Raw genomic sequence first — 20,773 nt, 5'->3', positions numbered from 1 at the left:
ATCTCCCCCTGGCGCGGTCCGGTCCGATGTGCTGCTGTGAGGTGTATCAACACCAGTGTAAAAAGGGGGACTTGGTTCGGGATAGGGCGCCTGGTGTCCGTTGGGTTACGAAACTTTCCGCCACTCAGCCGACGGTGATCGAGTCCAGCTTCTCGCGTAGATAAACATGAGAGTCGACGGGCGGGTACGCGACCCGGCCCACGGGCGCGGGCACCGACTCCACGACCGTCCCCGGCGTGCACTCGCCGAAGTACACGAGCGACATCAGCTCCTCGGCGGGCGCGTCGGCGGGCGGCGGCAGTACACGGTGGCGTCCGGAGCGCCAGCGGTCGCCGGTCCAACGGGCCATGAGGTCACCGATGTTGATGGTGAAGGCGTCCGGGTCGAACGGCGCGTCCTCCCACCCTCCCTCATCCGTGAACACCTGTAGCCCACCCTTGCCGGCCTGCCGGTCGAGGATCGTGACCGTGCCGAAGTCGGTGTGCGGGCCGATGCGGAACTGCCCGGGCTCGGGCTCGCCGATGACCTCGGTGCCCGGGTACCAGTTGATGTTGAAGCCGTACGTCGGGTGATCCATGTGCTGGGTGAAGAAGTCCGGATCCAGACCGAGCGCCTCACCGAGGAGTGCGAGGAGGTGGTTCTCCAGCTCGCCCATCTTCGTCAGGTACTCCTCGCACAGCTTCTGGAGGTCCGGGGTCTCGGCGGGCCACACGTTCGGCGCGTACCACTCCGCGTTGATCTCCGGGTCCTCGAACGGCTCGTGCGTCGCGAAGGTCAGTGACTCCTTGAGGTCCGGCGGCGTCTCCGTGCCCTCCGAGTACGCGTTCGCCTCGGCCCCCGGACCGAGCCAGCCGCGGCCGCCGACCTGGGCGGCGTACGGCTGCTTCGTCTCGGTGGGGAGGGTGAAGAAGGCGCGGGCGGCCTCGCGGATGCGGGTGCGCAGGTCGGGGTCGACGCCGTGCCCGGTGACGAGGAGGAATCCGGCGGTCTGGAGGGCCTCGTCGACGGTACGGGCGATGGCGGCGCGGGCGTCGGGGTCGCCGGAGAGCCAGGGGCGTAGGTCGATGGTGGGGATGCGGGGGGTGGTGGACGTGCCGGACGTGCCGGGGGCGGCGGACGTTCCGGACGCTCCGGGGGTGGCAGGGCTGGCCGGGGCCTTGGAGTCACTCACCGATGTCCTCGTTCCACAGTGCCGGGTTGTTCTTGATGAAGTCGCGCATCATCGCGGTGCACTCGGCGTCGTCAAGGAGCAGGATCTCCACACCGGCCTCGCCGAGCCAGTCGTGGCCGCCGTGGAAGGTCTCGGCCTCGCCGATCACGACCCGGGAGATGCCGAACTGGCGGACCAGGCCGCTGCAGTACCAGCACGGCGAGAGGGTGGTCACCATCGTCGTACCGCGATACGTCCGTTGCCGTCCGGCGGCGCGGAAGGCGGCCGTCTCGGCGTGCATCGAGGGGTCGGCGTCCTGGACGCGGCGGTTGTGGCCGCGGCCGAGGAGAGTGCCGTCCGCGCCGTACAGCGCGGCCCCGACAGGGATGCCGCCCTCGGCGAGCCCGGCGCGGGCCTCCGCGACGGCGGTGGCGAGCCATGCGCGTGCCTGTGCCCGATCGATACGCTCCATGACTCCACTCTCCTGTGGCCGAAACACGAGGGCAACGTGCGGAAAGTACCCTCCCGGCAACCCGCAACCGGGCGAACTGTCCGCCGGACAGGCCCCAGACCCGCCGGGAGACGACGCGTATGACCGCACTGACCCTCCGCGAGATCCTGGCCCTCGAGCCCGTACGCTCCACCGAGCCCGAACTCCTGGCGGGCGAGGGCGCCTTGGACCGGCCCGTGCGGTGGGTGCACTCCAGTGAGGTGTACGAGGGCGCGAACTTCCTCGACGGCGGCGAACTGCTCCTCACCAACGGCTTCGGGCTGACCGACGCCGACGAGGGGACCCGGCGGCGGTACGTCCGCGAGCTGGCCGCGCGCGGTGCTGCCGGGTTGGCGGTGGAGGTCGGCCGTTCGCTGGTGCTGATGCCCGAGGAGGTCGTCGACGAGGCCCGTCGGCTGGGGCTGCCGCTGCTGGCCCTGCACCGCGTGGTGCCCTTCGTACGCATCACCGAGGCGGCGAACCGGGCGATCGTGGCGCGCGGGCTGTCCGGGCGCGGTTCCGCCGTACGCCCCCGGGGCGACGACCACACGGCCGCGCTGCTCGCCGACCTCGCGGACCGGCAGGCGCTCAACCAGCCCGAGGTGGAGGCCCGTGCGGCGCTCGCCGGGTTCCACCCGGGCGCGGGGGCGCGGCTGATCGGGGTGTCGGTGCACGGCGCGCGCGACCTGGGCGTGATCGACCGCGCGGCGCGGGCGCTGGGCGGGGTGGGGGTGCTGCGGGCGGTGTTTCCGGGGGATGTGCTGGCGTTGGTGGCGATGGCGGGGGTGACGGGAGCGGCAGGGGTGACGGGGGTGGTGCAGGGCGGGTGCGCCGGTGCGGCGGGGGGCACGCGGGGTGCGTTGGGCGGGCGTGCGCTGGGGGCGACGGGCGCGTCTGGCGGTGGTGTGCAGGGTGCGTCAGACGTGGCGGGTGGCGGTGTGCCGAGTGGTGCGCGTGGGGGCGCGCGAGGTGCGGGGCGCGCCGTTGGGCGTGCTCGCGCCACGCAGGGTGGCGCGCAGGGTGGAGCGCGCACCGGAGCGCGTCCGGGAAGTGCGCGCGACCCCGTGCGCGCCGTGCAGGACGCGTTCCGCGCCGCTGCCGCCGCCGAACCGGGCCTGACCATTGCCGTCGGGCACGCGGTCGCCGTGGGAAGCGGGTGGATGCGCTGGAGCGACACGCTGCGAGCGGCGCGTACGACCCTGGAGCTGGCGCTCACCGTGCCGCCCGCCGAGCCGCCGACCGCGCAGGGCCCGTCGGTGACCTCCTCGCGGGCGCTCGCGCTGGAGCGGGAGCTGACCCGCGGCGGCGTCGACGCCAACCGTGACCGGCTCGCCCGGCTGGTGCAGCACACCCTGGGCCCCCTGCTGGCCTGGGAGGCGGCGCACCCCAGCGACCTCGTCCGGACCCTGGAGGTGCACCTCCGGCACGGCTGTTCGCCCACCCGGACGGCGGCCCTGCTGCACATCGGCCGCCAGTCCCTCTACCAGCGCCTGGAACGCATCGAGTCCCTGCTGGGCCTGGAGATCGACGACCCCGACCTGCTCGGCGACCTCCTCACCGCCCTGTGCGCCCACCGGATCGTGCGTGGGGCGCGGGCGGCGACGGGCGAGGGCCTGCGCACGGTGGCCTGACCGGCCTCAGCAGCGGGCCCGCCCGTACTGCCGGGCCAGCGCGTGGAAGGCCTCCTTCGGCTCCCAGTGCCGGCCGGAGACGGCCGGATCGCCGGGCCGCCGGTCCTCGATCGCCTTCACGATGCTGTAGCTCGCCATGTCGAGGTCGTGGCGCGGATCGCGGGGGCGGTGCGGAGCGTCCGGGCTGACGAAGGTGTACGCCATCGCCGAGTACAGCCCCATCGACTCGAACACCGACAGCACGTCCGTCAGATACGCCGCCTGGGTGCGCTCACTCCGTACCAGGCCGCCCTTGATCTCGGGCGGTTCCTTCGTGTAGTCGACGACATCCCAGCCCATGCCGCCCATCTCGGGGGCGCCCTTGAAGGTGCAGCAGCCGAACTCCATGATGGCGACCGGCTTGCCGAAGCGGCGGTACCGGGCGAGGTCGCGGACGTACGCGTCGCGCCGCTTGAAGTAGCCGTAGTAGTCGATGCCCACGAGGTCGAAGAGCCCCCAGTCGACGTCCTCGTCCTGCGCGGCGGCGTACGTCAGCCGCCCGTGGAAGACGGACCGGCCGACCGCCGCGGCCTTCGCGGTGAACCGGCGCAGCCGGCGGACCATCTGTACGGGATCGAAGTTGCCCTTGAGCAGGTTCTCGACGCGCTCCTGCAGGGTGGCGCCGGGCAGGATGCCGGGGACGTACAGCACGAACTCGCAGCCGACGCTGAGGTGCACCCCGGCGCCCTGCCGCCGCAGCCGCTCGGCGAACCGGCCCGTCTGGGCGAGATGGTCGAGGATCTCGCGCTCCGGGACGTCCCCCAGGGTGGGTTCGAGCCAGACGTTCAGCCCGCGCTCCGCCGCCTCACCGGCCGTGGCGGTGAGCCGCTCAACGCCGTCCCCGGTGACCTTGACGGAGTCGGCGTGCAGATCGCGGGCGATGGCGCGGATGTCCCCACGCATCCGCTCGGCGCTCCACGCCGTGGCGGCCGTCTCCCCCTCCGCCACCTCGTAGACGACCCCCCGGTACGACAGCCCGTACGGCCGCCCAGCCATCGCCTCGGCCCGCCCCGCGCCCCCGAGAGGCAGCAGCGCCGCGCCCCCGAACGCCGCGGCCATCCCAAGGAACCGTGCCCGACTGATCCCCTGGACATTCTGGAGCCCCTGGATCCCCTGCATTGCGCCTCCCATGCCGTCGTCGTCCTGGCCCCAGTCTGGGAAGCGGTGGGTCGTCCCGCCGTCCGCCGATGGTCTACGGACGGGGGACGAAGGTATGAACCGGTATGAACCTCGGTCGCCGTACGGCTAGCGCGCGGCGAGAGCACCGACACGGCGCCCTACGAGATCGGCCGTGAGGTCGAGGACATCCAGGCGCTCATCAAGGAGGCCGGCGGATCCGCGTATGTGTACGGGATCTCCTCCGGCGCCGCGCTCGCGCTGGAGGCGGCGGCCCGCGGAGTCACCGTCAAGAAGCTTGCGGTATACGAGGCGCCGTTCATCGTCGACGACAGCCGACCGCCGTTCCCGGTGGACATCGTGGCGAAGCTATCGGAGCTGGTCGCGGCGGGCCGACGGGGCGACGCGGTCAAGCTCTTCATGAGGACGGTCGGCACGCCCGCCTTCCTCATCGCGATCATGCCCCTCATGCCGGTGTGGTCCAAGCTCAAGGCGGTTGCGCACACGCTCCCCTACGACCTGAGCATCGTGGGCGACTCCGGGTCGGGCAAGCCCCTGCCGGCCGACCGCTGGATGTCCGCCACGGCGCCCATGCTCGTCATGGGCGGCGGGAAGAGCCCTGTCTGGATGCGCAACGCAATGCAGGCGCTCGCGAAAGCCCTGCCCAATGCCCAGCACCGAACCCTTGACGGGCAGACACACATGCCCGATGCCGAACTCCTGACCTGGCTGCGCGAGGCCTACGACAGAGCATGAACGTCCGCCCGCGCGCCGTGCCTTGGGCCGGGTGACTTGCCCCGGCAGGCGACCGTGGCTGACCGGAGCCGTGGTGGCGGCTATGCGACCCGCAGCAGCAGCTTTCCCGTGCTGCTCCGGGTCCCCATCAGGCGATGCGCCTCCGCCGCCTCCGCAAGGCCGAACTCCGCCGTCACCGGGAGGGATACGACTCCCTCGACCACCGTCCGGAACGCCCGCGCGGCGATCGCGCGCAGCTCACCCGGTGCCGTCTTGGCCAGCCCGAGGATGGAGAAGCCGGCGACCGACAGGCCCGTGGGGTAGAGCTCCGGCTGCCCGACCGTCCACGGCTCCGCCGAGCTCGCGTTGCCGAAGGAGACCAGGCGCCCGAAGGGGGCCAGGGAGGCGAGGCTGCCGCGCAGGGTCTCGCCGCCGACCGGGTCCAGGGCCAGGTTCACTCCGCGGCTGTCCGTCGCGGCTCGGACCTCGTCCACGAAGGAGCCCACGAAGACCTCGTCGTAGCCGTGGTCGAGGGCGTACTTCGCCTTCGGCTCGGCCGATACGACGCCGTACACCGCCCCGGCCCCCGCCGCCTTCGCCAACTGCCCCAGCACCGTGCCGACGCCGCCCGCCGCGCCCTGCACGAGGACCGTCTCGCCGGGCTGCAGTCGGCCCACGGTGTGCAGGAGGGCGTACGCAGTCGGCACGACGGTGGGGAGCGTGGCGCCGGTGCACAGATCCACGCCCTCGGGGAGCGGGAAGACGGTCACCGCGTCGGCCACGGTCACGTCCGCGTAGGCCCCGCCTTCCGTCAGGGCGGTGACCTCCTGGCCGACCGCCAGGCCTTCGACGTCCGCTCCGACGGCCCGGATCCGGCCCGAGACCTCAAGACCCGGACGGAAGGGAAGACTTGGTACGCGATAGCCCTCCGAGCGCGCCTTCAGGTCCGCGAAGTTCACGCCGACGTAGGCCACGTCGATGCTCACCTGCCCCGGGCCGGGCTCGGGGACCTCGGCCTCCACGACCTGGAGGACCTCAGGACCGCCGTACTCCAGGAACTCAACCGCGCGCATGACACACCCCTACCGAGTGCTCGACTGTTCAATGGAAAGCGAACACTCGGGAGTGTATGCTTTTCATCGAACACTCTTCAAGCGGACACGGCGGAATCAAGGGACCCAGGGAGGCGGGCGTGGCGGAGCGCACCAGTCATCGGGCGGCACCCGAGCACACCCACCCCGACGACGTCCCCGTGCAGACCGCGCTCGCCGCCCTCGCCGATCCTGTACGCATCACGCTTGTACGGGAGCTGGCGGGATCCCCCGAGTGGACGCGCAGCTGCGGCAGCTTCGATGTGCCGGTCGGCAAGGCGGCCCTCAGCCACCACTTCACGGTGCTGCGCGGGGCGGGGCTCGTGGAGCAGCGGGACGAAGGGGCCAAGCGCGTCAACCGCCTCCGCCGCGAGGAGTTCGACGCCCGCTTCCCGGGGCTGCTCGCGCTCGCGCTCCGCGAGGAGCACGGTCAGCGCGGGGGCTCCATCACCGCGTAGTCCGCGAAGTTGCGGCGGTAACGGGTGTGCCGGGTTTCCTGGGTGTGCCTGCGCTGCCACTCCTCGACGTCCGCCGGATCGCTGCGCGGACCGGACCCGGCACCGCAGTCGGCCTCGTCCCCCGAGACGCACCGTGCCTCGTACTCCGGCTCCGCCGTCGCGTCCTGCACGATCGTGTAGGGCACGTACCGGAAGATCCGGCGGCGGGCCGGTGCGCCCCCGTGCGCCGCCCTCAGGTGACGGCGTAGCAGTACGTTCGCGTCGGTCTCCTCGGTGCCGTCGCAGCGGGCGCGGGCGTCGTCACGCCGTACGTCGAGTTCCCTGCACGCCGCGCAGCCCTGTACGGGTACAGGCGGGCGGCTCGCCTCATCACCCTGACGCACCGTCACAGTGACGTCCCCGAACGGTGGTTGACCGCCTTCACCTCGGCGCTGAGCCGCTCCTCCGGCGTCGCCGGGCGGATCAGCGCCGGGTCCGCCCGCCACTCCCGGCCGCCGCCCACGGGACGCAGCATCGCGTACGGGCCTGCCTTGTCCCGGTACTCGCCCACCTTGCGCACCTGCGGGTCGTAGACCAACGTCCCCGTCTCCCACTGCTCGGTCATGCTCACTCCGCACACTCTTCGTCACTCTGGGTGTATCCAGCGTTGCTTGCGGGAACGGTCCGTATCAACGCTCGACGCGTGCGACTGGCCCATTGGCACGGAGGGGGACGTTGTGACGCGACGCAATGCCGAAGGGGGGTCGGCGGTCAGTAACGCCGTGCTGTTCGGTGAGATGCTGCGGCACTTCCGCGAGGCGGCGCTGTTCACGCAGGAGGGGTTGGCGCGCGAGATCCCTTGTGACCGCTCGCATGTGGCGCGCGTGGAGGCGGGTACGAGGGTTCCGCAGGACACCTTCGCGAAGAAGTGCGACGAACTGCTCCGTACGGGTGGGGTGTTGGCGCGGCTGTGGGGGAGGATCGACTGGTATCCGGAGGTGGAGCATCCGGACTGGTTCGACCGCAGGGCTCGGATGGACGCCGAGGCCGTCGCCGTACGCGCGTACCAGACGCAGGTGATGCCGGGGTTGTTGCAGACGGCCGACTACGCGTCCGCGCTGTTCGCCCGCCGCCTCGCGAAGCCCGACGACGTGGCGGAGCGGGTCAGGGCACGCCTGAGCCGACAACAGCGCTTCCACGCCGATGGCGGCCCGTTCTACCTCGTCGTGCTGGACGAGATCTGTCTGCGCCATGTCGTGGGGAGCCCTGTCGTCATGCGGAACCAGTGCGCGCACCTGCTGAAGGTGGGCCGACTTCCCAACGTCCGTATCCAGATCGTCCCGTTGGACCGCCCTGACATCGACCGTCCCGACACTTCCCTGTCGCTGATCGAGCTGCCCGACGGGCACCGGTGGGTGTACTCGGAGTCGCTGGACCGTGGCCATTTCAACGACGATCCGGCCGTCTTCGAGCGCCACAGCCGGACTTATGATGTGCTCCGGGCGGACGCCCTGTCAGCCCCCGAATCTTCCGCTCTGATCAGCGACTTGATGGAGAGGCGCGAGCATCATGAACAGCCACGATCTGAGCGCGGCGAACTGGATCAAGAGCAGCTACAGCGGCGCCAACGGCGGCGACTGCATCGAAATAGCCCTCAGTATCCCCGGCGGCGTCGTCCCCGTCCGTGACAGCAAGAACCCCCACGGCCCGGTCCTGCTGATCACCCGCTCCGCCTGGTCGGCGTTCACGTCGGCTCTGCGCTGACCGACCGCCAGATCCTCTCCGGCAGGAGCCGCGCGGCCTCGTCGAGGTCCACGTCGCCCGCGCCGGACAGCCAGCGGCGGGCGGTTCCGATGACCGGGCCCAGGACCAGGGACTCGATAAGCGGCAGCGGGAGCGGGGCGATGTCGCCGGCCTCGATGTGCGGGCGTACCCACTCCGCGAACGGCGACAGCCGGGCCTCCTGGGCGTCGCGGAGCTCCTTGCCGTGCCGCATCCCGTAGCGGTCGGCCATGGAGGAGTGCAGGAGCAGGGCCGCGTCCCGGTGTTCCTGGATGAAGGCCAAGTAGGCCCGTACGACGGCACGGATGCCCGTACGCGCGGTGCGGGTACCTTGCAGCGCCGTGACCAGCTCGGTCAGCAACCGACTCAACCAGCGGTGCGTCAGTGCAGAGAAGAGGCCGTCCAGGCTGCCGAAGTGGTGGTAGAGGCTGCCGAGGCTGACGCCGCTGGCCTTGGTGACGGCATTGACGGTGAGGCCCTGCTCGCCCGAGGCGGCGAACACACGCAGCGCGGCATCCAGGAGGAGGTCGGCGGTGACCTCGCCGCGATGCTGCTTGGGGCTCATCGGAATCTCTTTCTAGAGTGATTTTCTAGAAACTGCTCCAATTCTAGTGGCCGCTCCCTCAGACTTGCCCCTGCGGCAGTGACCACGCATGGGGAAGACGGGAAATCGGGGCAGGCGTGTTAGATCTGAGTGGAAGCGGAGCCGAACCGCTGGAGGCGGAGGACCCGCGGTGGATCGGGTCGATCCCGCTGGTGGGCCGGCTCGGGTCCGGCGGTATGGGGCGGGTGTACCTCGGCGTACACGAGGGACGGTACGCCGCCGTCAAGCAGGTGCTCCCCTCCGTCGTCGCCGAGGACAAGGACTTCCTGCGGCGCTTCGGACATGAGCTGGACAACCTCTCCCGGCTGCCCGCGGAGGCCACCGCGCCGCTGCTCGCCAGTGACCGCGGCGCACGGCCACCGTGGTTCGCCACGGCGTACGTTCCCGGGCTCACCCTGAGAGAGGCCGTCGAACTGCACGGGCATCCGCTGCCCGCCGACGCTCTGTGGCTGCTGCTGCGGGAGGCGGCCTCGGGTCTGGCCGCGGTGCACGCGCTGGACATGGTGCACCGGGACCTCAAGCCGTCCAACGTCATGCTGACCCTCGACGGCCTCACCCTCATCGACTTCGGTGTCGCCCGTGCCGCGGAACAGAGCCAGCTGACCAGGACCGGCGTGGTCGTGGGCACACCCGCCTACATGTCACCCGAACAGGCCTCGGGAGCACGGCGGTTGAGCGGCGCCGTCGATGTGTTCGCCCTGGGGTCGATGGCCGCGTACGCGGCGTGCGGCCGGCCGCCCTTCGGCGACGACTCCGGGCACGCCGTGCTGTACCGCATCGTCCACGAGGAGCCCGACCTGGCTCCGCTGCGCGCGCTGGATCCTGAACTTGCCGAGGTCGTCGCGGCCTGCCTCGACAAGGATCCCGAGGGCCGCCCCACCGCCGCCGAGCTCGCCGAACTTGCCGCGCGGCACGGGCCGTTCGCCGATCCGCTGTGGCCGGAGGTCATCACCGAGCGGCTGTCCGAGCGGGCCGCCTTCGCCGCGACGGTCCCGGAGGTCGACGAGCCGCCCGCCCCCGTCCCGACCCTGCCCTCCGCCGAGCCGGATCCGAAGGCGGAATCGGAGCCGAGCCCGGGGGGCGACCCGGCCCCGAAGCGACGCGACCGCCGCCGGACCCGCATCCTGTTCGCCGTCGTCCCCGTCATCGTGGTGGTGACCGGTACGACACTCGCCCTCCAGTACCTGCCGTACGCCTCCACGCCGGACGGCCAGGCCGGGTCCACGCCCTCCACCTCCGTCGCGGCGTCGCTCGTTCCCACGCAGTCGGCGTCGGTCGGGAGCCCGTCGGGTACGGCGAAGCCGGGGAAGTCGCCGACCTCGACGGCGGACCAGGGCCGGCGGACCGCGGGATCCCAGACGGTCGCCGGAGGCGCGGGCTCGGGCACGCGGGACGGCGGTAGCGACTCGGGGAGTTCGAGCAGCCCGGGTGGTGCGGGAAGCGACGGGGACTCCGGCGGATCCAGCGGTTCCGCCGGTACGTCGACGGAGACGTCGTCCCCCACCTCCGGAGCCCACCGCTATCGCAACGGCGACAACAACAAGTGCCTCACCCAGGTCTACAACGCCGCCGGCTACGGATCCTGCTCGGACTCGTCCGCCCTGTGGACCGTACAGAGCGCGTCCGACGGCAGTTTCAAGCTCGTCAACAAGCAGAGCGGCAGCTGTCTGGCCGCCGCGGGCATGAACGGCCAGGCAGTCTTCGTGAACAGCTGCGACCAGTCCGCGTCGATGTACTGGCGTACGGGTTCGGGGAGTTCCCTCGTCAGCGTCAACAACGGCGGCTGCCTCGACGCGGACAGCACCGGTGTGGCGACGACGACGTGCGCCGGCGAGGCGTCGCAGCGCTGGACGAAGGAGTAGGCCGCTCTCCTCGCCGGCTGGTACCTCGCTAGCTGCTACGCCGGCGCAGCACCGCGTACAGCCCCGCGCTCAGCACAAAGCCGACCAGCGGGGTGCTGTCACCGAAGGACGGGTAGTGCTCGGGCACCCAGCCCACGTACTTCTCCTGGTGGGAGAAGAGCGGGACGGACACAGCGACACCGAACAACAGGGCCGCGAGGCCGGGCCAGTTGGTGTAGGACCGGTCGCCCAGGCGGCGCGCCAGCTCCTCGTCCGTAGCCGTACGCGACTGGAGCCACCGCTCCACCAGTACGACCCCCAGCCAGGGCGCCACCCAGTACGCGATGATCAGCAGGAACGCCTCGTACGCCGACCCCGCGTCCGACAGCGACGCCCACGCCGCCGCCGTACCGGCGACCCCGGACACCACGACCAGCACGCTGCGGCTCAGCCAGGTGGGGAGCTTCAGGCCGAGGGCCGTGATCGAGATGGCGCCCGAGTAGACGTTGAGGGCGTTCGCCGACACCGCGCCGAGGATGATGGCGATCAGCACCAGGTCGCCGAGCCGGCCGGGCAGGTGGCCGGTGAAGGCGGCCGTCGGGGTGGCGTCCTTCGGGGCCGCGATCGTCGCCGAGGCCGCGCCGATGATCGCTACCACCGCGACCGACACGAACAGACCGACCGCCGGGTAGAGGACGGTCCTGAACTTGTTCGCCGTGCGCGGCAGATAGCGCGAGTAGTCCGTTGCGTACGGGTTCCAGCCCGCCGCGTACCCCCAGGCCGCGCTGAACGCGAGGAGGAAGCCGCCGATGCCGCCGCCCGCGCCGCCCCCGCCGAGGTCCGCGTCCTTGAAGGTCCACACCCCGGCCAGCAGGAAGATCACCGCGAGCGCCGGGAACGCGTACTTCTCGAAGACGTGCACGAAGTTGTGGCCGATGAAACCGATCAGGATCTCGGCCACCACCACGAGGAGCAGGGAGGGGAGGGGGCGCAGACCCGTGAGGGTGTTCAGGGCGAAGGCCGCGCTCACGCTGTTCACCGCGAACCAGCCGACGCCCGCCACCAGGCCGTTGACCCCGGACGGCAGGATGTTCCCCAAGTAGCCGAAGGAGAACCGGCCGACCACCATCTGCGGCACGCCGAACCGCGGCCCGTCCAGCGACAGCACGCCCTGCGTGAGCGCGCCGAGCGCCGTGCCGAGGACGATGGCGGCCGTGGCCTGCCAGAAGTTCAGGCCGAAGAAGAGGACCGAGATCACACCGATGTAGACGGTCGCGAACTCGATGTTCGGGGAGGCCCAGGTCCACAGCAACTGGAGCGGGCTGCCGTGCCGTTCGGTGTCGGGGATCGGTTCCGAGCCCGCCGTCTCGACGGCGATGACTTTGTCGCCGTACTCGGGGGCGATCGGTGCGGTGGTGCTGGCGGGGGCTGTCGTCATGCACCGTAAGTGTCCGGGGCACGCACGCCTCGGCCCAGGGGCGCATTGTCCGCTTCGGGAGGCTCGTCGGCGTACACCTTGTAGGGGGGCTGTCGGCCGCTCGCAGGGGTCATCGGGCGTGCCGATGGGCCCATCGGCAGGACGCCCCACTGGCTCGTGGCCCGGCCCCCGCCCCCGCTCCTACCTTCGAGCCATGACCTCCATGACCGCAGAGAACAAGGGCGTCGCCCAACTCACCACCGCCATGATGCTCTCCGGCACCCTCGGCGTCTTCGTCGTCGAGTCGGGCGCCTCGCCCTTCAACGTCGTCTTCTTCCGTGTCCTGTTCGGCGCCCTGGCGCTGGGCTCGTACGTCGTCGCCCGCGGCTGGCTGCGCGGCCACGGCTTCACCCCGCGCACCCTGGGCCTGGCCGTCCTCGGCGGCGTGTTCATCGTCTTCAACTGGGTCTTCCTCTTCCAGGCCTACGAGAACACATCGATCTCCGTCGCGACGGTCGTCTACCACACCCAGCCGTTCTACGTGGTCCTGCTGGGCGCCCTGCTCTTCCGCGAACGGCTCAGCGCGGCCAAGGTCGGCTGGGTGGCCGTGGCCTTCGCGGGGCTGATCCTCGTCTCGGGCGTCACCCCCGGCGACTTCACGAGCGGCGGATCGTACGTCGTCGGCGTCGGCCAGGCCCTCCTCGCGGCTCTCCTCTACGGTCTGTCCACCCTCGTCACCAAGCGCATCACCGGCGTCCGCCCGCACCTCATCGCCCTCGTCCAAGTCCTCGTCGGCATCCCGCTGTTGCTCCCCTTCGCCGACTTCGGCGCGATGCGCGGCGAGGGCGCCGACTGGGGGTGGCTGGTCGGGCTCGGGATCATCCACACCGGGCTGATGTACGTCCTGATGTACGCGGCGTACGCCAAGCTGCCGACCTCGAAGATCGCCGTCCTCGCCTTCACCTACCCGGCCGTCGCGATGGTCATGGACTGGGCGGTGTACGGCCACCACATCGGGCTCGTCCAGGCGCTTGGCGTCCCGCTGATCGTGCTGGCGAGCCTGAAGGTCACCCTTCCGAGGGCTCCGAGGGCTCCGAGGGGGCCGCGGATTCCTCGGACACCAGCCGCCGCGCCTGCTCCACGAACAGCCGCACATGACCCGGAAGCCGCTTCCCGGACCGCCACGCCAGTTGCGTCCGAAGCGTGAACGGCGGCTCCCACCGCAGTCGTACCAGAGAACCCTCCGCGAGTTCGGTGGCGACCGTCACCTCGGGCAGCAGCGAGACCCCGAGGCCGGCCGCCGCCGCGCGTTTGGTGGCCTCGATGGTGCCGAACTCCATGAAGGAAACCGGGTCCGTGGCAAGCGAGTTGAGCTCCCGCTCGAACAAGTCCCGGTAGGCGCAGCCGGGTTCGGTCGCCAGCAGTGCCTGTCGTGCGAGATCGGCCGTCCCGACCGGTTTCCCGGCCAGCGGGTGCCCGGGCGCCGCCACCAGCGCCAGCGGCTCCACCGCCAGCACCTCGGACTCCAGCCCGACGTGCTCGGTCTCCTCCTCCATCAGGAAGCCCACGTCGTACGTGCCCTGACGCAGCGCCTGCCGGGTCTCGTCGCCGATGGTCGTGCGCAGCGAGAGGCGTACGCCCGGGTAGCGGTGGTGGAAGAACTCCAGGAGCGGCGGCAGACGGTACGACGTCAGCGACTCCATCGTGCCGACGGCCAGCGCGCCGGCCGGCTCCTCCGCGCCGACGACCGCCGCCCGCGCCTCCTCGCTCAGCTCGATGATCTGCCGGGCGTAGGGCAGGAGCCGTTCACCCGCCTCCGTCAGCCGGATGCGGCTGCCGAGCCGGTCGAAGAGCTCCGTGCCGAGCGAGGACTCCAGGGCGCGGATCTGACTGGTCACGCTGGACTGCGCGTACTTCAGCTCGGCCGCGGCCTGAGTGAAGCTCAGCACGGTCGCGACCTTTTCGAACGTGACCAGCAGCCGCAGCTCCATCAGCCCTCGGACCCCTCACCCCGCTCGCGCCGCCGCAGCTCCTCCTCGCGGCGCCGCAGGTCGGCCTCCCAGTCCTTCAAGAGTGCCTCGTCCTTCTTGTTCTCCGCCTTGAGGGAGTTGAGGAACTCGGGGTTGTCGTCGGGCGCGACGTACTGCGTGCGGTGGTTGCGATGCCACTCGGAGGGCGTGGAACCGCCCGCCGGACCCCGCCGGTTCCGGCCCGCGACCAGCCAGGCTATCGGGCCGACCAGCACCTCGCCGAAGAGCAGGATGATGATGACCCACACCACCTTGGGCAGCCCCCGGACCTCTTCCTCCGGCGTGTTCAGGCAGTCGATGAAGGCGTAGATCCACAGCGCCAGGACCAGCAGAAACGGCAGATACCTGAGCATGGCCGAACGTTCCCCCAGTGAGCGACGGCGGGGCGGCACAGGCCCCGGTGACGGGCACAGGGTAGCCGGTGGCAGATACTTGGACACATGGCTTACGACGATCTTCGCTCGCTGCTCCGGGCGCTGGAGCGCGAGGACGACCTCAAGCGCATCAAGGCCGAGGTGGACCCGTATCTGGAGGTCGGGGAGATCGTCGACCGGGTGCAGAAGGCCGGTGGGCCCGCGCTGCTCTTCGAGAACGTGCGCGGGTCCGCGATGCCACTCGCCATGAACGTCTTCGGGACCGACCGGCGGCTGCTGAAGGCGCTCGGGCTGAAGTCGTACGGCGAGATCTCCGAGAAGATCGGCGGGCTGCTCAAGCCCGAACTGCCGCATGGGTTCGTCGGGGTGCGCGAGGCCTTCGGGAAGCTCGGCGCGATGACCCACGTACCGCCGAAGAAGGTGAAGGAAGCGCCGGTCCAGGAAGTGGTGCTGCGCGGCGACGATGTCGACCTCGACACCCTTCCCGCGCTCTTCACCTGGCCGCAGGACGGCGGCTCCTTCTTCAACCTCGGGCTCACCCACACCAAGGACCCGGAGAGCGGCATCCGCAATCTCGGGCTCTACCGCCTCCAGCGCCACGACCGGCGCACCATCGGCATGCACTGGCAGATCCACAAGGACAGCCGGAACCACTACCAGGTGGCGGCGAGGCGGGGAGAACGACTGCCCGTCGCGATCGCCTTCGGCTGCCCGCCTGCCGTGACGTACGCCTCCACCGCCCCGCTCCCGGGCGACATCGACGAGTACCTCTTCGCCGGGTTCATCCAGGGCAAGCGGATCGAGATGGTGGACTGCAAGACGGTGCCGCTCCAGGTCCCGGCGCAGGCCGAGGTCGTGCTGGAGGGATGGCTGGAGCCGGGCGAGATGCTGCCCGAGGGGCCGTTCGGCGACCACACCGGGTTCTACACGCCGCAGGAGCCGTTCCCGGCCCTCAAGATCGACTGCGTCACCATGCGGAAGCGGCCGTTGCTTCAGTCGATCGTCGTGGGCCGGCCCCCGACGGAAGACGGACCTCTCGGTCGGGCGACGGAGCGGTTCTTCCTCCCCCTCCTCAAGATCATCGTGCCGGACATCGTGGACTACCACCTCCCCGAGGCGGGCGGCTTCCACAACTGCGCGATCGTCGCGATCGACAAGAAGTACCCCAAGCATGCTCAAAAGGTGATGCATGCCATCTGGGGCGCACACATGATGTCCCTGACGAAACTCATCGTGGTCGTCGACTCGGACTGCGATGTGCACGATCTGCACGAGGTCGCGTGGCGGGCACTGGGGAACACCGACTACGGCCGTGACCTCACTGTCGTGGAAGGGCCGGTCGATCACCTCGACCACGCTTCCTACCAGCAGTTCTGGGGCGGCAAGGCAGGCATCGACGCAACGAAGAAGTGGCCCGAAGAGGGCTACACCCGGGACGGCGGCTGGCCCGAGATGGTGCTGTCCGACCCGGAGACGGCGGCGAAGGTCGACCGCCGTTGGAAGGAGTACGGCCTGTGAGTTCAGCTTCCGCGGCGCTCCCGCAGCCGGGCCGCACCAAGGCGTTCCTGCGCCTCGTCATGATCGAGCACTCGGTGTTCGCGCTGCCGTTCGCGTATATCGCCGCGCTCACCGCGATGTTCCAGTGGGACAAGAACATCCACTGGGGGCGGCTGCTGCTCGTCACGATCGCGATGGTCGGGCTGCGCACGTTCGCCATGGCGGCGAACCGGATCATCGACCGCGAGATCGACGCCCGCAATCCCCGTACGGCCCATCGCGAACTGGTCACCGGCGCGATGACGGTGAAGCACGCGTGGACGGGCGCGCTGGTCGCCCTGGTCTTCTTCCTCGGCGCGGCCGCGCTGCTGAACCCCCTGTGTCTCGCGCTGGCCCCCATCGCGGTCATCCCGATGGTCGTCTACCCGTACGGCAAGCGGTTCACGAACTTCCCGCAGGCCATCCTCGGGCTCGCCCAGGCGATGGGCCCGGTCGGCGGCTGGCTGGCGATCTCCGGCGAGTGGTCCTGGGACGCCGTCGTCCTCGGTCTCGCGGTGGGCGTCTGGATCGGCGGCTTCGACCTGATCTACGCCTGCCAGGACGTCGAGACGGACCGCGAGATCGGCGTGCTGTCGGTGCCGGCGCGCTTCGGTATCCCGGCCGCGATCTGGGCCGCCCGCGGCTGTCACGCCGTCACCACGGCCCTCTTCGTCTGGTACGGGGCGGCCACCGGCGCCGGTGCCTTCTTCTGGCTCGGCCTGGTGATCGTCGCGGGTGCCTTCCTCTACGAGCACTCCATCGTCAAGCCGCACGACCTGTCCCGCCTGAACCGCGCGTTCTTCAGCGTCAACGGTTTCATCGGCATCGCCCTGTTCGCTTGCGCCCTGCTCGATCTGCTGGTGCGCGGGCTCACGGTCTGAATCTCGGCAGTGGCCGGATAGGCTCGACATCATGAAGCCAGGACAGACGCAGCGCCGGCCTTGGATCGTGGGGGTGTCGGGTGCCTCCGGTACGCCGTACGCCGCCGCTGTGCTGCGTGCGCTTCTCGAGGCGGGGGAGAGCGTCGACCTGGTGGTCTCGCGCGCTTCCCGGCTCACCCTGCTCGACGAGACCGGCCTGCCCTTCCGCGACGCCCACTGGCGGAACGACCTGCGGGAGTGGCTGGCCCGGGGCGCCGACGGCAAGCCCGGCACTTTCGACGCCTTCGAGGGACGTATGGACGCCGTACGGCACTGGAGCGCGGGCGACTTGGCGGCGGGGCCGTCCTCGGGCTCGTACCCCGCGAAGGGCATGCTCATCGTGCCCGCCTCGACGGCTTGTGTGGCCGGAGTCGCCCTCGGGCTCTCGAAGGACCTGCTGCAGCGCGCCGCGAGCGTCACGCTCAAGGAGGGGCGCAAGCTCGTCGTCGCCGTCCGCGAGACCCCGCTGAACGGGCAGACGCTGCGGCACCTGGTCTCCCTGGACGACGCGGGCGCGACCGTGCTGCCGGCCTCGCCGGCGTTCTACGCGGGGGCCACGCACATCCAGGACCTGGTGGACTTCGTCGCCGGACGGGTCCTCGACGCGGCGGGTGTCGAGCACGGCCTGTACCGCCGGTGGGAGGGCGAGCTGGGCGGCGGTTCGCGCGGCAGCACCACCTGAGCACTGAGCAGTACCCAGTCACTGAGCAGTACCCAGTTACTCAGCACTTTCAGGCACTTCAGGAACTCTTCAGACCTTTTCAGTGGAAGGCTTCGATCGCATGGACGCGGTGGACAGGCAGCTCATCCAGGCCCTGAGGGAGAACGGCCGGGCCTCCTATGCGGAGCTGGGGCGCCTCGTCGGTCTGTCGGGACCCAGCGTCACCGACCGCATCAACCGGCTGGAGGCCGCGGGCGTCATCACCGGCTACCGTGCGACGGTCGACTCGGCCTCGCTCGGCCTCGGCGTCACCGCCCTGATCGGCATCTCGCTCTCCGACGCCGCCGACCACGAGGACGTGGCGCGCCGGCTGCGGGACCTCAGCGAGATCGAGGACTGCTGGTTCATCGCGGGCGACGACTCGTTCATGCTCAAGGTGCGGGCGAGTGACGTGGACGGCCTGGAGAAGACCATCCGACGCCTTTCCGGGACCAAGGGCGTCTCCCGGACCCGTACGACGATCGTGCTCTCCACGAAGTGGGAGAACCGGGTCGGGGAACTGCCTGAAGAGGGCTAGAGCACGAAGTCCCTGATGGGGGCACCTCCCGCCGAAGGGCGGGGGAGTACGGTTGTCAGGGTTCGTCACGAGGAGAGGTAAAGGCATGGATGTCGGGCTCAAGCGCGAGCTGGAGGACAAGGTCCGGGCCGGTGAACGGCTGACCCGCGAGGACGGCATCGCGCTCTACGAGTCGGACGATCTGGCCTGGCTCGGCGGGCTCGCCCACGAGGTGCGCACCCGTAAGAACGGTGACGTGGTCCACTTCAACGTCAACCGTCACCTCAACATGACGAACGTGTGCACCGCGTCCTGCGCGTACTGCTCGTTCCAGCGCAAGCCGGGCGAGAAGGACGCGTACACGATGCGCATCGAGGAGGCCGTCCGCCTCGCCAAGGCGATGGAGAACGAGAACCTCACCGAGCTGCACATCGTCAACGGCCTGCACCCCAACCTGCCCTGGCGGTACTACCCCCGTTCGCTCAGCGAGCTGAAGAAGGCCCTGCCGAACGTCTCCCTGAAGGCCTTCACGGCGACGGAGATCCACCACTTCGAGACGATCTCCGGGCTGTCCGCCTCCGAGATCCTCGACGAGCTGATCGACGCGGGTCTGGAGTCGCTGACCGGCGGTGGCGCCGAGATCTTCGACTGGGAGGTCCGCCAGCACATCGTCGACCACCGCACCCACTGGGAGGACTGGTCGCGCATCCACCGCCTCGCGCACGAGAAGGGTCTGAAGACCCCGTGCACGATGCTGTACGGCCACATCGAGGAGCCCCGCCACCGCGTCGACCACGTGCTGCGGCTGCGTGAGCTCCAGGACGAGACCGGCGGCTTCCAGGTCTTCATCCCGCTGCGCTACCAGCACGACTTCGTGGACATGAAGGACGGAAAGGTCCGCAACCGGCTGCAGGCACGCACGCAGATGGCGACGGGCGCGGAGGCCCTGAAGACCTTCGCGGTGTCCCGTCTCCTCTTCGACAACGTCCCGCACGTCAAGGTCTTCTGGGTCATGCACGGCGTACAGACCGCGCAGCTCGCGCTCCAGCACGGCGCCGACGACATGGACGGCTCGGTCGTCGAGTACAAGATCACGCACGACGCGGACAACTACGGCACGCCGAACAAGCTGACGCGCGAGGACCTGCTCGACCTGATCCGCGACGCGGGCTTCCAGCCGGTGGAGCGGAACACGCGGTACGAGATCATCCGCGAGTACGACGGCCCCGACCCGGCGCGCCGGGAGTCGCCGCAGCCGATGCGGGTCTGAGTCCCCAAGGGGGCGGGCGACCCGGTCTCAGCGGCCCGGATCGCGGAGCTTAGGCTCAATGACCATGGAGTTGTGCACGAAGCCGCGCTCGGAGCCGGCCACCGTTCTGGACTTCCGGCTCGACCTTGAGCTCACGGCCGGCCTCCTCGACGAGCTGACCCGGCTGTGGGCCGACGTCAGCAACGCGGGCGGCGCGGTCGGCTTCCCCGGCCGGGTGACGTACGACGAGGTACGCCACGACACCGACCGCTACGCGCGGACCGTCGCCGAGGGCCGGCACCGGCTGCTGGCCGGGTTCGACGGCGCGGGACGGCTGCGCGCCACGGCCTTCCTCGGCTTCAACACGCATCGGCTCCAGGACCACTTCGCCTGGGTGACCACGGTCATGGTGGACCCCGCGCTGCAGGGCGGCGGCCACGGCAGGGCGCTGCTGGCCGCCGCCGAGGAGCACGCCCGGACACTGGGTCTGGAGGCCCTCAAGCTGACGTGCCGGGGCGGGATGGGCCTGGAGCACTTCTACGCCTCCTGCGGCTACCAGGAGGTGGGCCGGGTGCCCGGGGGACTGCGGGTCTCGGCGGACGACTACCGCGACGACATCATGATGTGGCTTCCACTGCGCTGATACCGCCCGCCGATCGGGCCCCCGTGCAAGATCGCCGTCCCGGCGTGCTTCACTGGACGGTGCCCTTTGGGAACATTCGATACGGAAGAGTGGATTGACATGGGCCGCTACACACTGATGCGCCTTGGTATCTTCGCGGGCTGCCTCGTGGTCGTCTGGGGCCTCGTCTACTCCGGTATCGCCCCGCGCGGGCTCGGCGACTCCAACTACATGTGGGTCGTCCTGCTCGCCCTGGTGATCTCCGCACCCATCAGCTTCGTCGTGCTGCGCAAGGAGCGAGACCGTGCCTCGGCCCAGGTCGTCGCACGTGTGGACCGCATCAAGGCCAATCTGGACAGCAACCGCAGCCAGGAGGACGTAGCGGACGTCGCGGACGACGCGACGCGTGGGGCGCAGGGCCAGACCTCGTAACACGCCATACCCCTGCACACCGCTCCTCACCGTGCCGGCCCGGGGGCGGGCGATCGTACG

At 70.3% G+C, this 20,773-nt stretch carries 22 protein-coding genes and 2 pseudogenes; 14 read left to right on the top strand and 10 right to left on the bottom strand.

The window, feature by feature from the left end:
- Positions 1-124 precede the first annotated feature (124 nt).
- Both ACZ4RZ_RS31240 and ACZ4RZ_RS31235 read right to left on the bottom strand, forming a co-directional pair.
- Complete coding sequence (locus tag ACZ4RZ_RS31240) at positions 125-1,075, bottom strand: isopenicillin N synthase family dioxygenase (RefSeq protein WP_467749809.1); 951 nt, start codon at positions 1,073-1,075, stop codon at positions 125-127.
- A gap of 88 nt (positions 1,076-1,163) precedes the next feature.
- Positions 1,164-1,622, bottom strand: a complete 459-nt coding sequence (locus tag ACZ4RZ_RS31235) for a nucleoside deaminase (protein ID WP_467749637.1) — start codon at positions 1,620-1,622, stop codon at positions 1,164-1,166.
- A gap of 119 nt (positions 1,623-1,741) precedes the next feature.
- On the opposite strand from ACZ4RZ_RS31235, the gene ACZ4RZ_RS31230 reads away from it, so the two are divergent.
- Complete coding sequence (locus tag ACZ4RZ_RS31230; protein WP_467749635.1) at positions 1,742-3,271, top strand: PucR family transcriptional regulator; 1,530 nt, start codon at positions 1,742-1,744, stop codon at positions 3,269-3,271.
- A gap of 6 nt (positions 3,272-3,277) precedes the next feature.
- Here ACZ4RZ_RS31230 and ACZ4RZ_RS31225 read toward each other — a convergent pair whose 3' ends face one another.
- Positions 3,278-4,369, bottom strand: coding sequence for an abortive phage infection protein (locus ACZ4RZ_RS31225; protein ID WP_467749633.1), 1,092 nt, complete (start codon positions 4,367-4,369; stop codon positions 3,278-3,280).
- Positions 4,370-4,573: 204 nt separating this feature from the next.
- Between ACZ4RZ_RS31225 and ACZ4RZ_RS31220 the strand changes: the two are divergent.
- A pseudogene (locus tag ACZ4RZ_RS31220) lies at positions 4,574-5,182 on the top strand (alpha/beta fold hydrolase); the annotation flags it as partial.
- An 80-nt stretch (positions 5,183-5,262) separates the two neighbouring features.
- On the opposite strand, the gene ACZ4RZ_RS31215 reads toward ACZ4RZ_RS31220, so the two are convergent.
- Positions 5,263-6,234 (bottom strand): quinone oxidoreductase family protein, encoded by a 972-nt coding sequence (locus tag ACZ4RZ_RS31215; RefSeq protein WP_467749631.1) that lies wholly within the window; start codon positions 6,232-6,234, stop codon positions 5,263-5,265.
- Positions 6,235-6,353: 119 nt separating this feature from the next.
- Here ACZ4RZ_RS31215 and ACZ4RZ_RS31210 point away from each other — a divergent pair, with 119 nt between their 5' ends.
- The gene (locus tag ACZ4RZ_RS31210) at positions 6,354-6,710 is read left to right on the top strand and encodes an ArsR/SmtB family transcription factor (protein WP_467749629.1); all 357 of its coding nucleotides are present in this window, start codon (positions 6,354-6,356) and stop codon (positions 6,708-6,710) included.
- Here ACZ4RZ_RS31210 and ACZ4RZ_RS31205 read toward each other — a convergent pair.
- The gene (locus tag ACZ4RZ_RS31205) at positions 6,683-7,093 is read right to left on the bottom strand and encodes a DUF7848 domain-containing protein (protein ID WP_467749628.1); all 411 of its coding nucleotides are present in this window, start codon (positions 7,091-7,093) and stop codon (positions 6,683-6,685) included. The genes ACZ4RZ_RS31210 and ACZ4RZ_RS31205 overlap by 28 nt on opposite strands.
- Positions 7,094-7,095: 2 nt before the next feature.
- The gene (locus ACZ4RZ_RS31200) at positions 7,096-7,314 is read right to left on the bottom strand and encodes a hypothetical protein (protein WP_467749627.1); all 219 of its coding nucleotides are present in this window, start codon (positions 7,312-7,314) and stop codon (positions 7,096-7,098) included.
- A 112-nt stretch (positions 7,315-7,426) separates the two neighbouring features.
- On the opposite strand from ACZ4RZ_RS31200, the gene ACZ4RZ_RS31195 reads away from it, so the two are divergent.
- Both ACZ4RZ_RS31195 and ACZ4RZ_RS31190 read left to right on the top strand, forming a co-directional pair.
- On the top strand, positions 7,427-8,377 hold the full coding sequence (locus ACZ4RZ_RS31195) for a helix-turn-helix domain-containing protein (RefSeq protein WP_467749625.1): 951 nt from the start codon (positions 7,427-7,429) through the stop codon (positions 8,375-8,377).
- Complete coding sequence (locus tag ACZ4RZ_RS31190) at positions 8,331-8,453, top strand: DUF397 domain-containing protein (protein ID WP_467749807.1); 123 nt, start codon at positions 8,331-8,333, stop codon at positions 8,451-8,453. The genes ACZ4RZ_RS31195 and ACZ4RZ_RS31190 overlap by 47 nt, the downstream gene beginning before the upstream one ends.
- Here ACZ4RZ_RS31190 and ACZ4RZ_RS31185 read toward each other — a convergent pair.
- Complete coding sequence (locus ACZ4RZ_RS31185; RefSeq protein ID WP_467749623.1) at positions 8,434-9,036, bottom strand: TetR/AcrR family transcriptional regulator; 603 nt, start codon at positions 9,034-9,036, stop codon at positions 8,434-8,436. The two genes, ACZ4RZ_RS31190 and ACZ4RZ_RS31185, sit on opposite strands and share 20 nt — an antisense overlap.
- Before the next feature lie 116 nt (positions 9,037-9,152).
- Between ACZ4RZ_RS31185 and ACZ4RZ_RS31180 the strand changes: the two genes are divergently transcribed.
- Positions 9,153-10,937, top strand: coding sequence for a serine/threonine-protein kinase (locus ACZ4RZ_RS31180; RefSeq protein ID WP_467749621.1), 1,785 nt, complete (start codon positions 9,153-9,155; stop codon positions 10,935-10,937).
- A gap of 28 nt (positions 10,938-10,965) precedes the next feature.
- Here the strand turns inward: ACZ4RZ_RS31180 and ACZ4RZ_RS31175 are convergent, their stop codons facing one another.
- The gene (locus ACZ4RZ_RS31175) at positions 10,966-12,354 is read right to left on the bottom strand and encodes a purine-cytosine permease family protein (RefSeq protein ID WP_467749620.1); all 1,389 of its coding nucleotides are present in this window, start codon (positions 12,352-12,354) and stop codon (positions 10,966-10,968) included.
- A 202-nt stretch (positions 12,355-12,556) separates the two neighbouring features.
- On the opposite strand from ACZ4RZ_RS31175, the gene ACZ4RZ_RS31170 reads away from it, so the two are divergent.
- A complete protein-coding gene (locus tag ACZ4RZ_RS31170; RefSeq protein WP_467749805.1) occupies positions 12,557-13,540 on the top strand; it encodes a DMT family transporter in 984 nt (327 codons plus the stop codon).
- Here the strand turns inward: ACZ4RZ_RS31170 and ACZ4RZ_RS31165 are convergent.
- Together ACZ4RZ_RS31165 and ACZ4RZ_RS31160 are read right to left on the bottom strand one after the other, a co-directional pair.
- Positions 13,437-14,324, bottom strand: a pseudogene (locus ACZ4RZ_RS31165) (LysR family transcriptional regulator); the annotation flags it as partial. The gene ACZ4RZ_RS31170 and the pseudogene ACZ4RZ_RS31165 overlap by 104 nt on opposite strands.
- Positions 14,324-14,716, bottom strand: a complete 393-nt coding sequence (locus ACZ4RZ_RS31160; RefSeq protein ID WP_467749618.1) for a PLD nuclease N-terminal domain-containing protein — start codon at positions 14,714-14,716, stop codon at positions 14,324-14,326. The gene ACZ4RZ_RS31160 and the pseudogene ACZ4RZ_RS31165, both read right to left, overlap by 1 nt.
- A gap of 87 nt (positions 14,717-14,803) precedes the next feature.
- On the opposite strand from ACZ4RZ_RS31160, the gene ACZ4RZ_RS31155 reads away from it, so the two are divergent.
- From ACZ4RZ_RS31155 to ACZ4RZ_RS31125, 7 genes are all read left to right on the top strand, one after another.
- On the top strand, positions 14,804-16,255 hold the full coding sequence (locus tag ACZ4RZ_RS31155) for a menaquinone biosynthesis decarboxylase (RefSeq protein WP_467749616.1): 1,452 nt from the start codon (positions 14,804-14,806) through the stop codon (positions 16,253-16,255).
- The gene (gene mqnP, locus ACZ4RZ_RS31150; RefSeq protein WP_467749614.1) at positions 16,252-17,154 is read left to right on the top strand and encodes a menaquinone biosynthesis prenyltransferase MqnP; all 903 of its coding nucleotides are present in this window, start codon (positions 16,252-16,254) and stop codon (positions 17,152-17,154) included. Before ACZ4RZ_RS31155 ends, mqnP begins: the two co-directional genes overlap by 4 nt.
- A 31-nt stretch (positions 17,155-17,185) precedes the next feature.
- A complete protein-coding gene (locus ACZ4RZ_RS31145; protein ID WP_467749612.1) occupies positions 17,186-17,875 on the top strand; it encodes a UbiX family flavin prenyltransferase in 690 nt (229 codons plus the stop codon).
- 100 nt (positions 17,876-17,975) lie between these two features.
- Positions 17,976-18,431: an Lrp/AsnC family transcriptional regulator gene (locus tag ACZ4RZ_RS31140; RefSeq protein ID WP_467749611.1), complete on the top strand. Its 456-nt coding sequence runs from the start codon at positions 17,976-17,978 to the stop codon at positions 18,429-18,431.
- An 85-nt stretch (positions 18,432-18,516) separates the two neighbouring features.
- Positions 18,517-19,680: an aminofutalosine synthase MqnE gene (mqnE, locus tag ACZ4RZ_RS31135; protein ID WP_467749610.1), complete on the top strand. Its 1,164-nt coding sequence runs from the start codon at positions 18,517-18,519 to the stop codon at positions 19,678-19,680.
- Positions 19,681-19,744: 64 nt separating this feature from the next.
- The gene (locus ACZ4RZ_RS31130; protein WP_467749609.1) at positions 19,745-20,302 is read left to right on the top strand and encodes a GNAT family N-acetyltransferase; all 558 of its coding nucleotides are present in this window, start codon (positions 19,745-19,747) and stop codon (positions 20,300-20,302) included.
- A 99-nt stretch (positions 20,303-20,401) separates the two neighbouring features.
- Entirely contained in the window at positions 20,402-20,713 is a 312-nt protein-coding gene (locus ACZ4RZ_RS31125; protein WP_467749607.1) for a DUF4229 domain-containing protein, read from the top strand.
- Positions 20,714-20,773 lie beyond the last annotated feature (60 nt).

This window comes from Streptomyces sp. NPDC027189, assembly GCF_055566975.1.
The sequence above is the reverse complement of the archived record's forward strand: the minus strand, read 5'-3'. Positions and strand labels throughout refer to the sequence as shown.

Excerpts from the sequence above, each read along its gene's own strand:
- ACZ4RZ_RS31140 (WP_467749611.1), top strand. The coding sequence starts at position 17,976 with ATGGACGCGGTGGACAGGCAGCTCATCCAGGCCCTGAGGGAGAACGGC.
- ACZ4RZ_RS31160 (WP_467749618.1), bottom strand. The coding sequence starts at position 14,716 with ATGCTCAGGTATCTGCCGTTTCTGCTGGTCCTGGCGCTGTGGATCTAC.
- mqnE (WP_467749610.1), top strand. The coding sequence starts at position 18,517 with ATGGATGTCGGGCTCAAGCGCGAGCTGGAGGACAAGGTCCGGGCCGGT.
- ACZ4RZ_RS31125 (WP_467749607.1), top strand. The coding sequence starts at position 20,402 with ATGGGCCGCTACACACTGATGCGCCTTGGTATCTTCGCGGGCTGCCTC.
- ACZ4RZ_RS31215 (WP_467749631.1), bottom strand. The coding sequence starts at position 6,234 with ATGCGCGCGGTTGAGTTCCTGGAGTACGGCGGTCCTGAGGTCCTCCAG.
- ACZ4RZ_RS31130 (WP_467749609.1), top strand. The coding sequence starts at position 19,745 with ATGGAGTTGTGCACGAAGCCGCGCTCGGAGCCGGCCACCGTTCTGGAC.
- ACZ4RZ_RS31200 (WP_467749627.1), bottom strand. The coding sequence starts at position 7,314 with ATGACCGAGCAGTGGGAGACGGGGACGTTGGTCTACGACCCGCAGGTG.
- ACZ4RZ_RS31155 (WP_467749616.1), top strand. The coding sequence starts at position 14,804 with ATGGCTTACGACGATCTTCGCTCGCTGCTCCGGGCGCTGGAGCGCGAG.
- ACZ4RZ_RS31145 (WP_467749612.1), top strand. The coding sequence starts at position 17,186 with ATGAAGCCAGGACAGACGCAGCGCCGGCCTTGGATCGTGGGGGTGTCG.
- ACZ4RZ_RS31185 (WP_467749623.1), bottom strand. The coding sequence starts at position 9,036 with ATGAGCCCCAAGCAGCATCGCGGCGAGGTCACCGCCGACCTCCTCCTG.
- ACZ4RZ_RS31170 (WP_467749805.1), top strand. The coding sequence starts at position 12,557 with ATGACCGCAGAGAACAAGGGCGTCGCCCAACTCACCACCGCCATGATG.
- ACZ4RZ_RS31175 (WP_467749620.1), bottom strand. The coding sequence starts at position 12,354 with ATGACGACAGCCCCCGCCAGCACCACCGCACCGATCGCCCCCGAGTAC.
- ACZ4RZ_RS31225 (WP_467749633.1), bottom strand. The coding sequence starts at position 4,369 with ATGGCCGCGGCGTTCGGGGGCGCGGCGCTGCTGCCTCTCGGGGGCGCG.
- ACZ4RZ_RS31235 (WP_467749637.1), bottom strand. The coding sequence starts at position 1,622 with ATGGAGCGTATCGATCGGGCACAGGCACGCGCATGGCTCGCCACCGCC.
- ACZ4RZ_RS31230 (WP_467749635.1), top strand. The coding sequence starts at position 1,742 with ATGACCGCACTGACCCTCCGCGAGATCCTGGCCCTCGAGCCCGTACGC.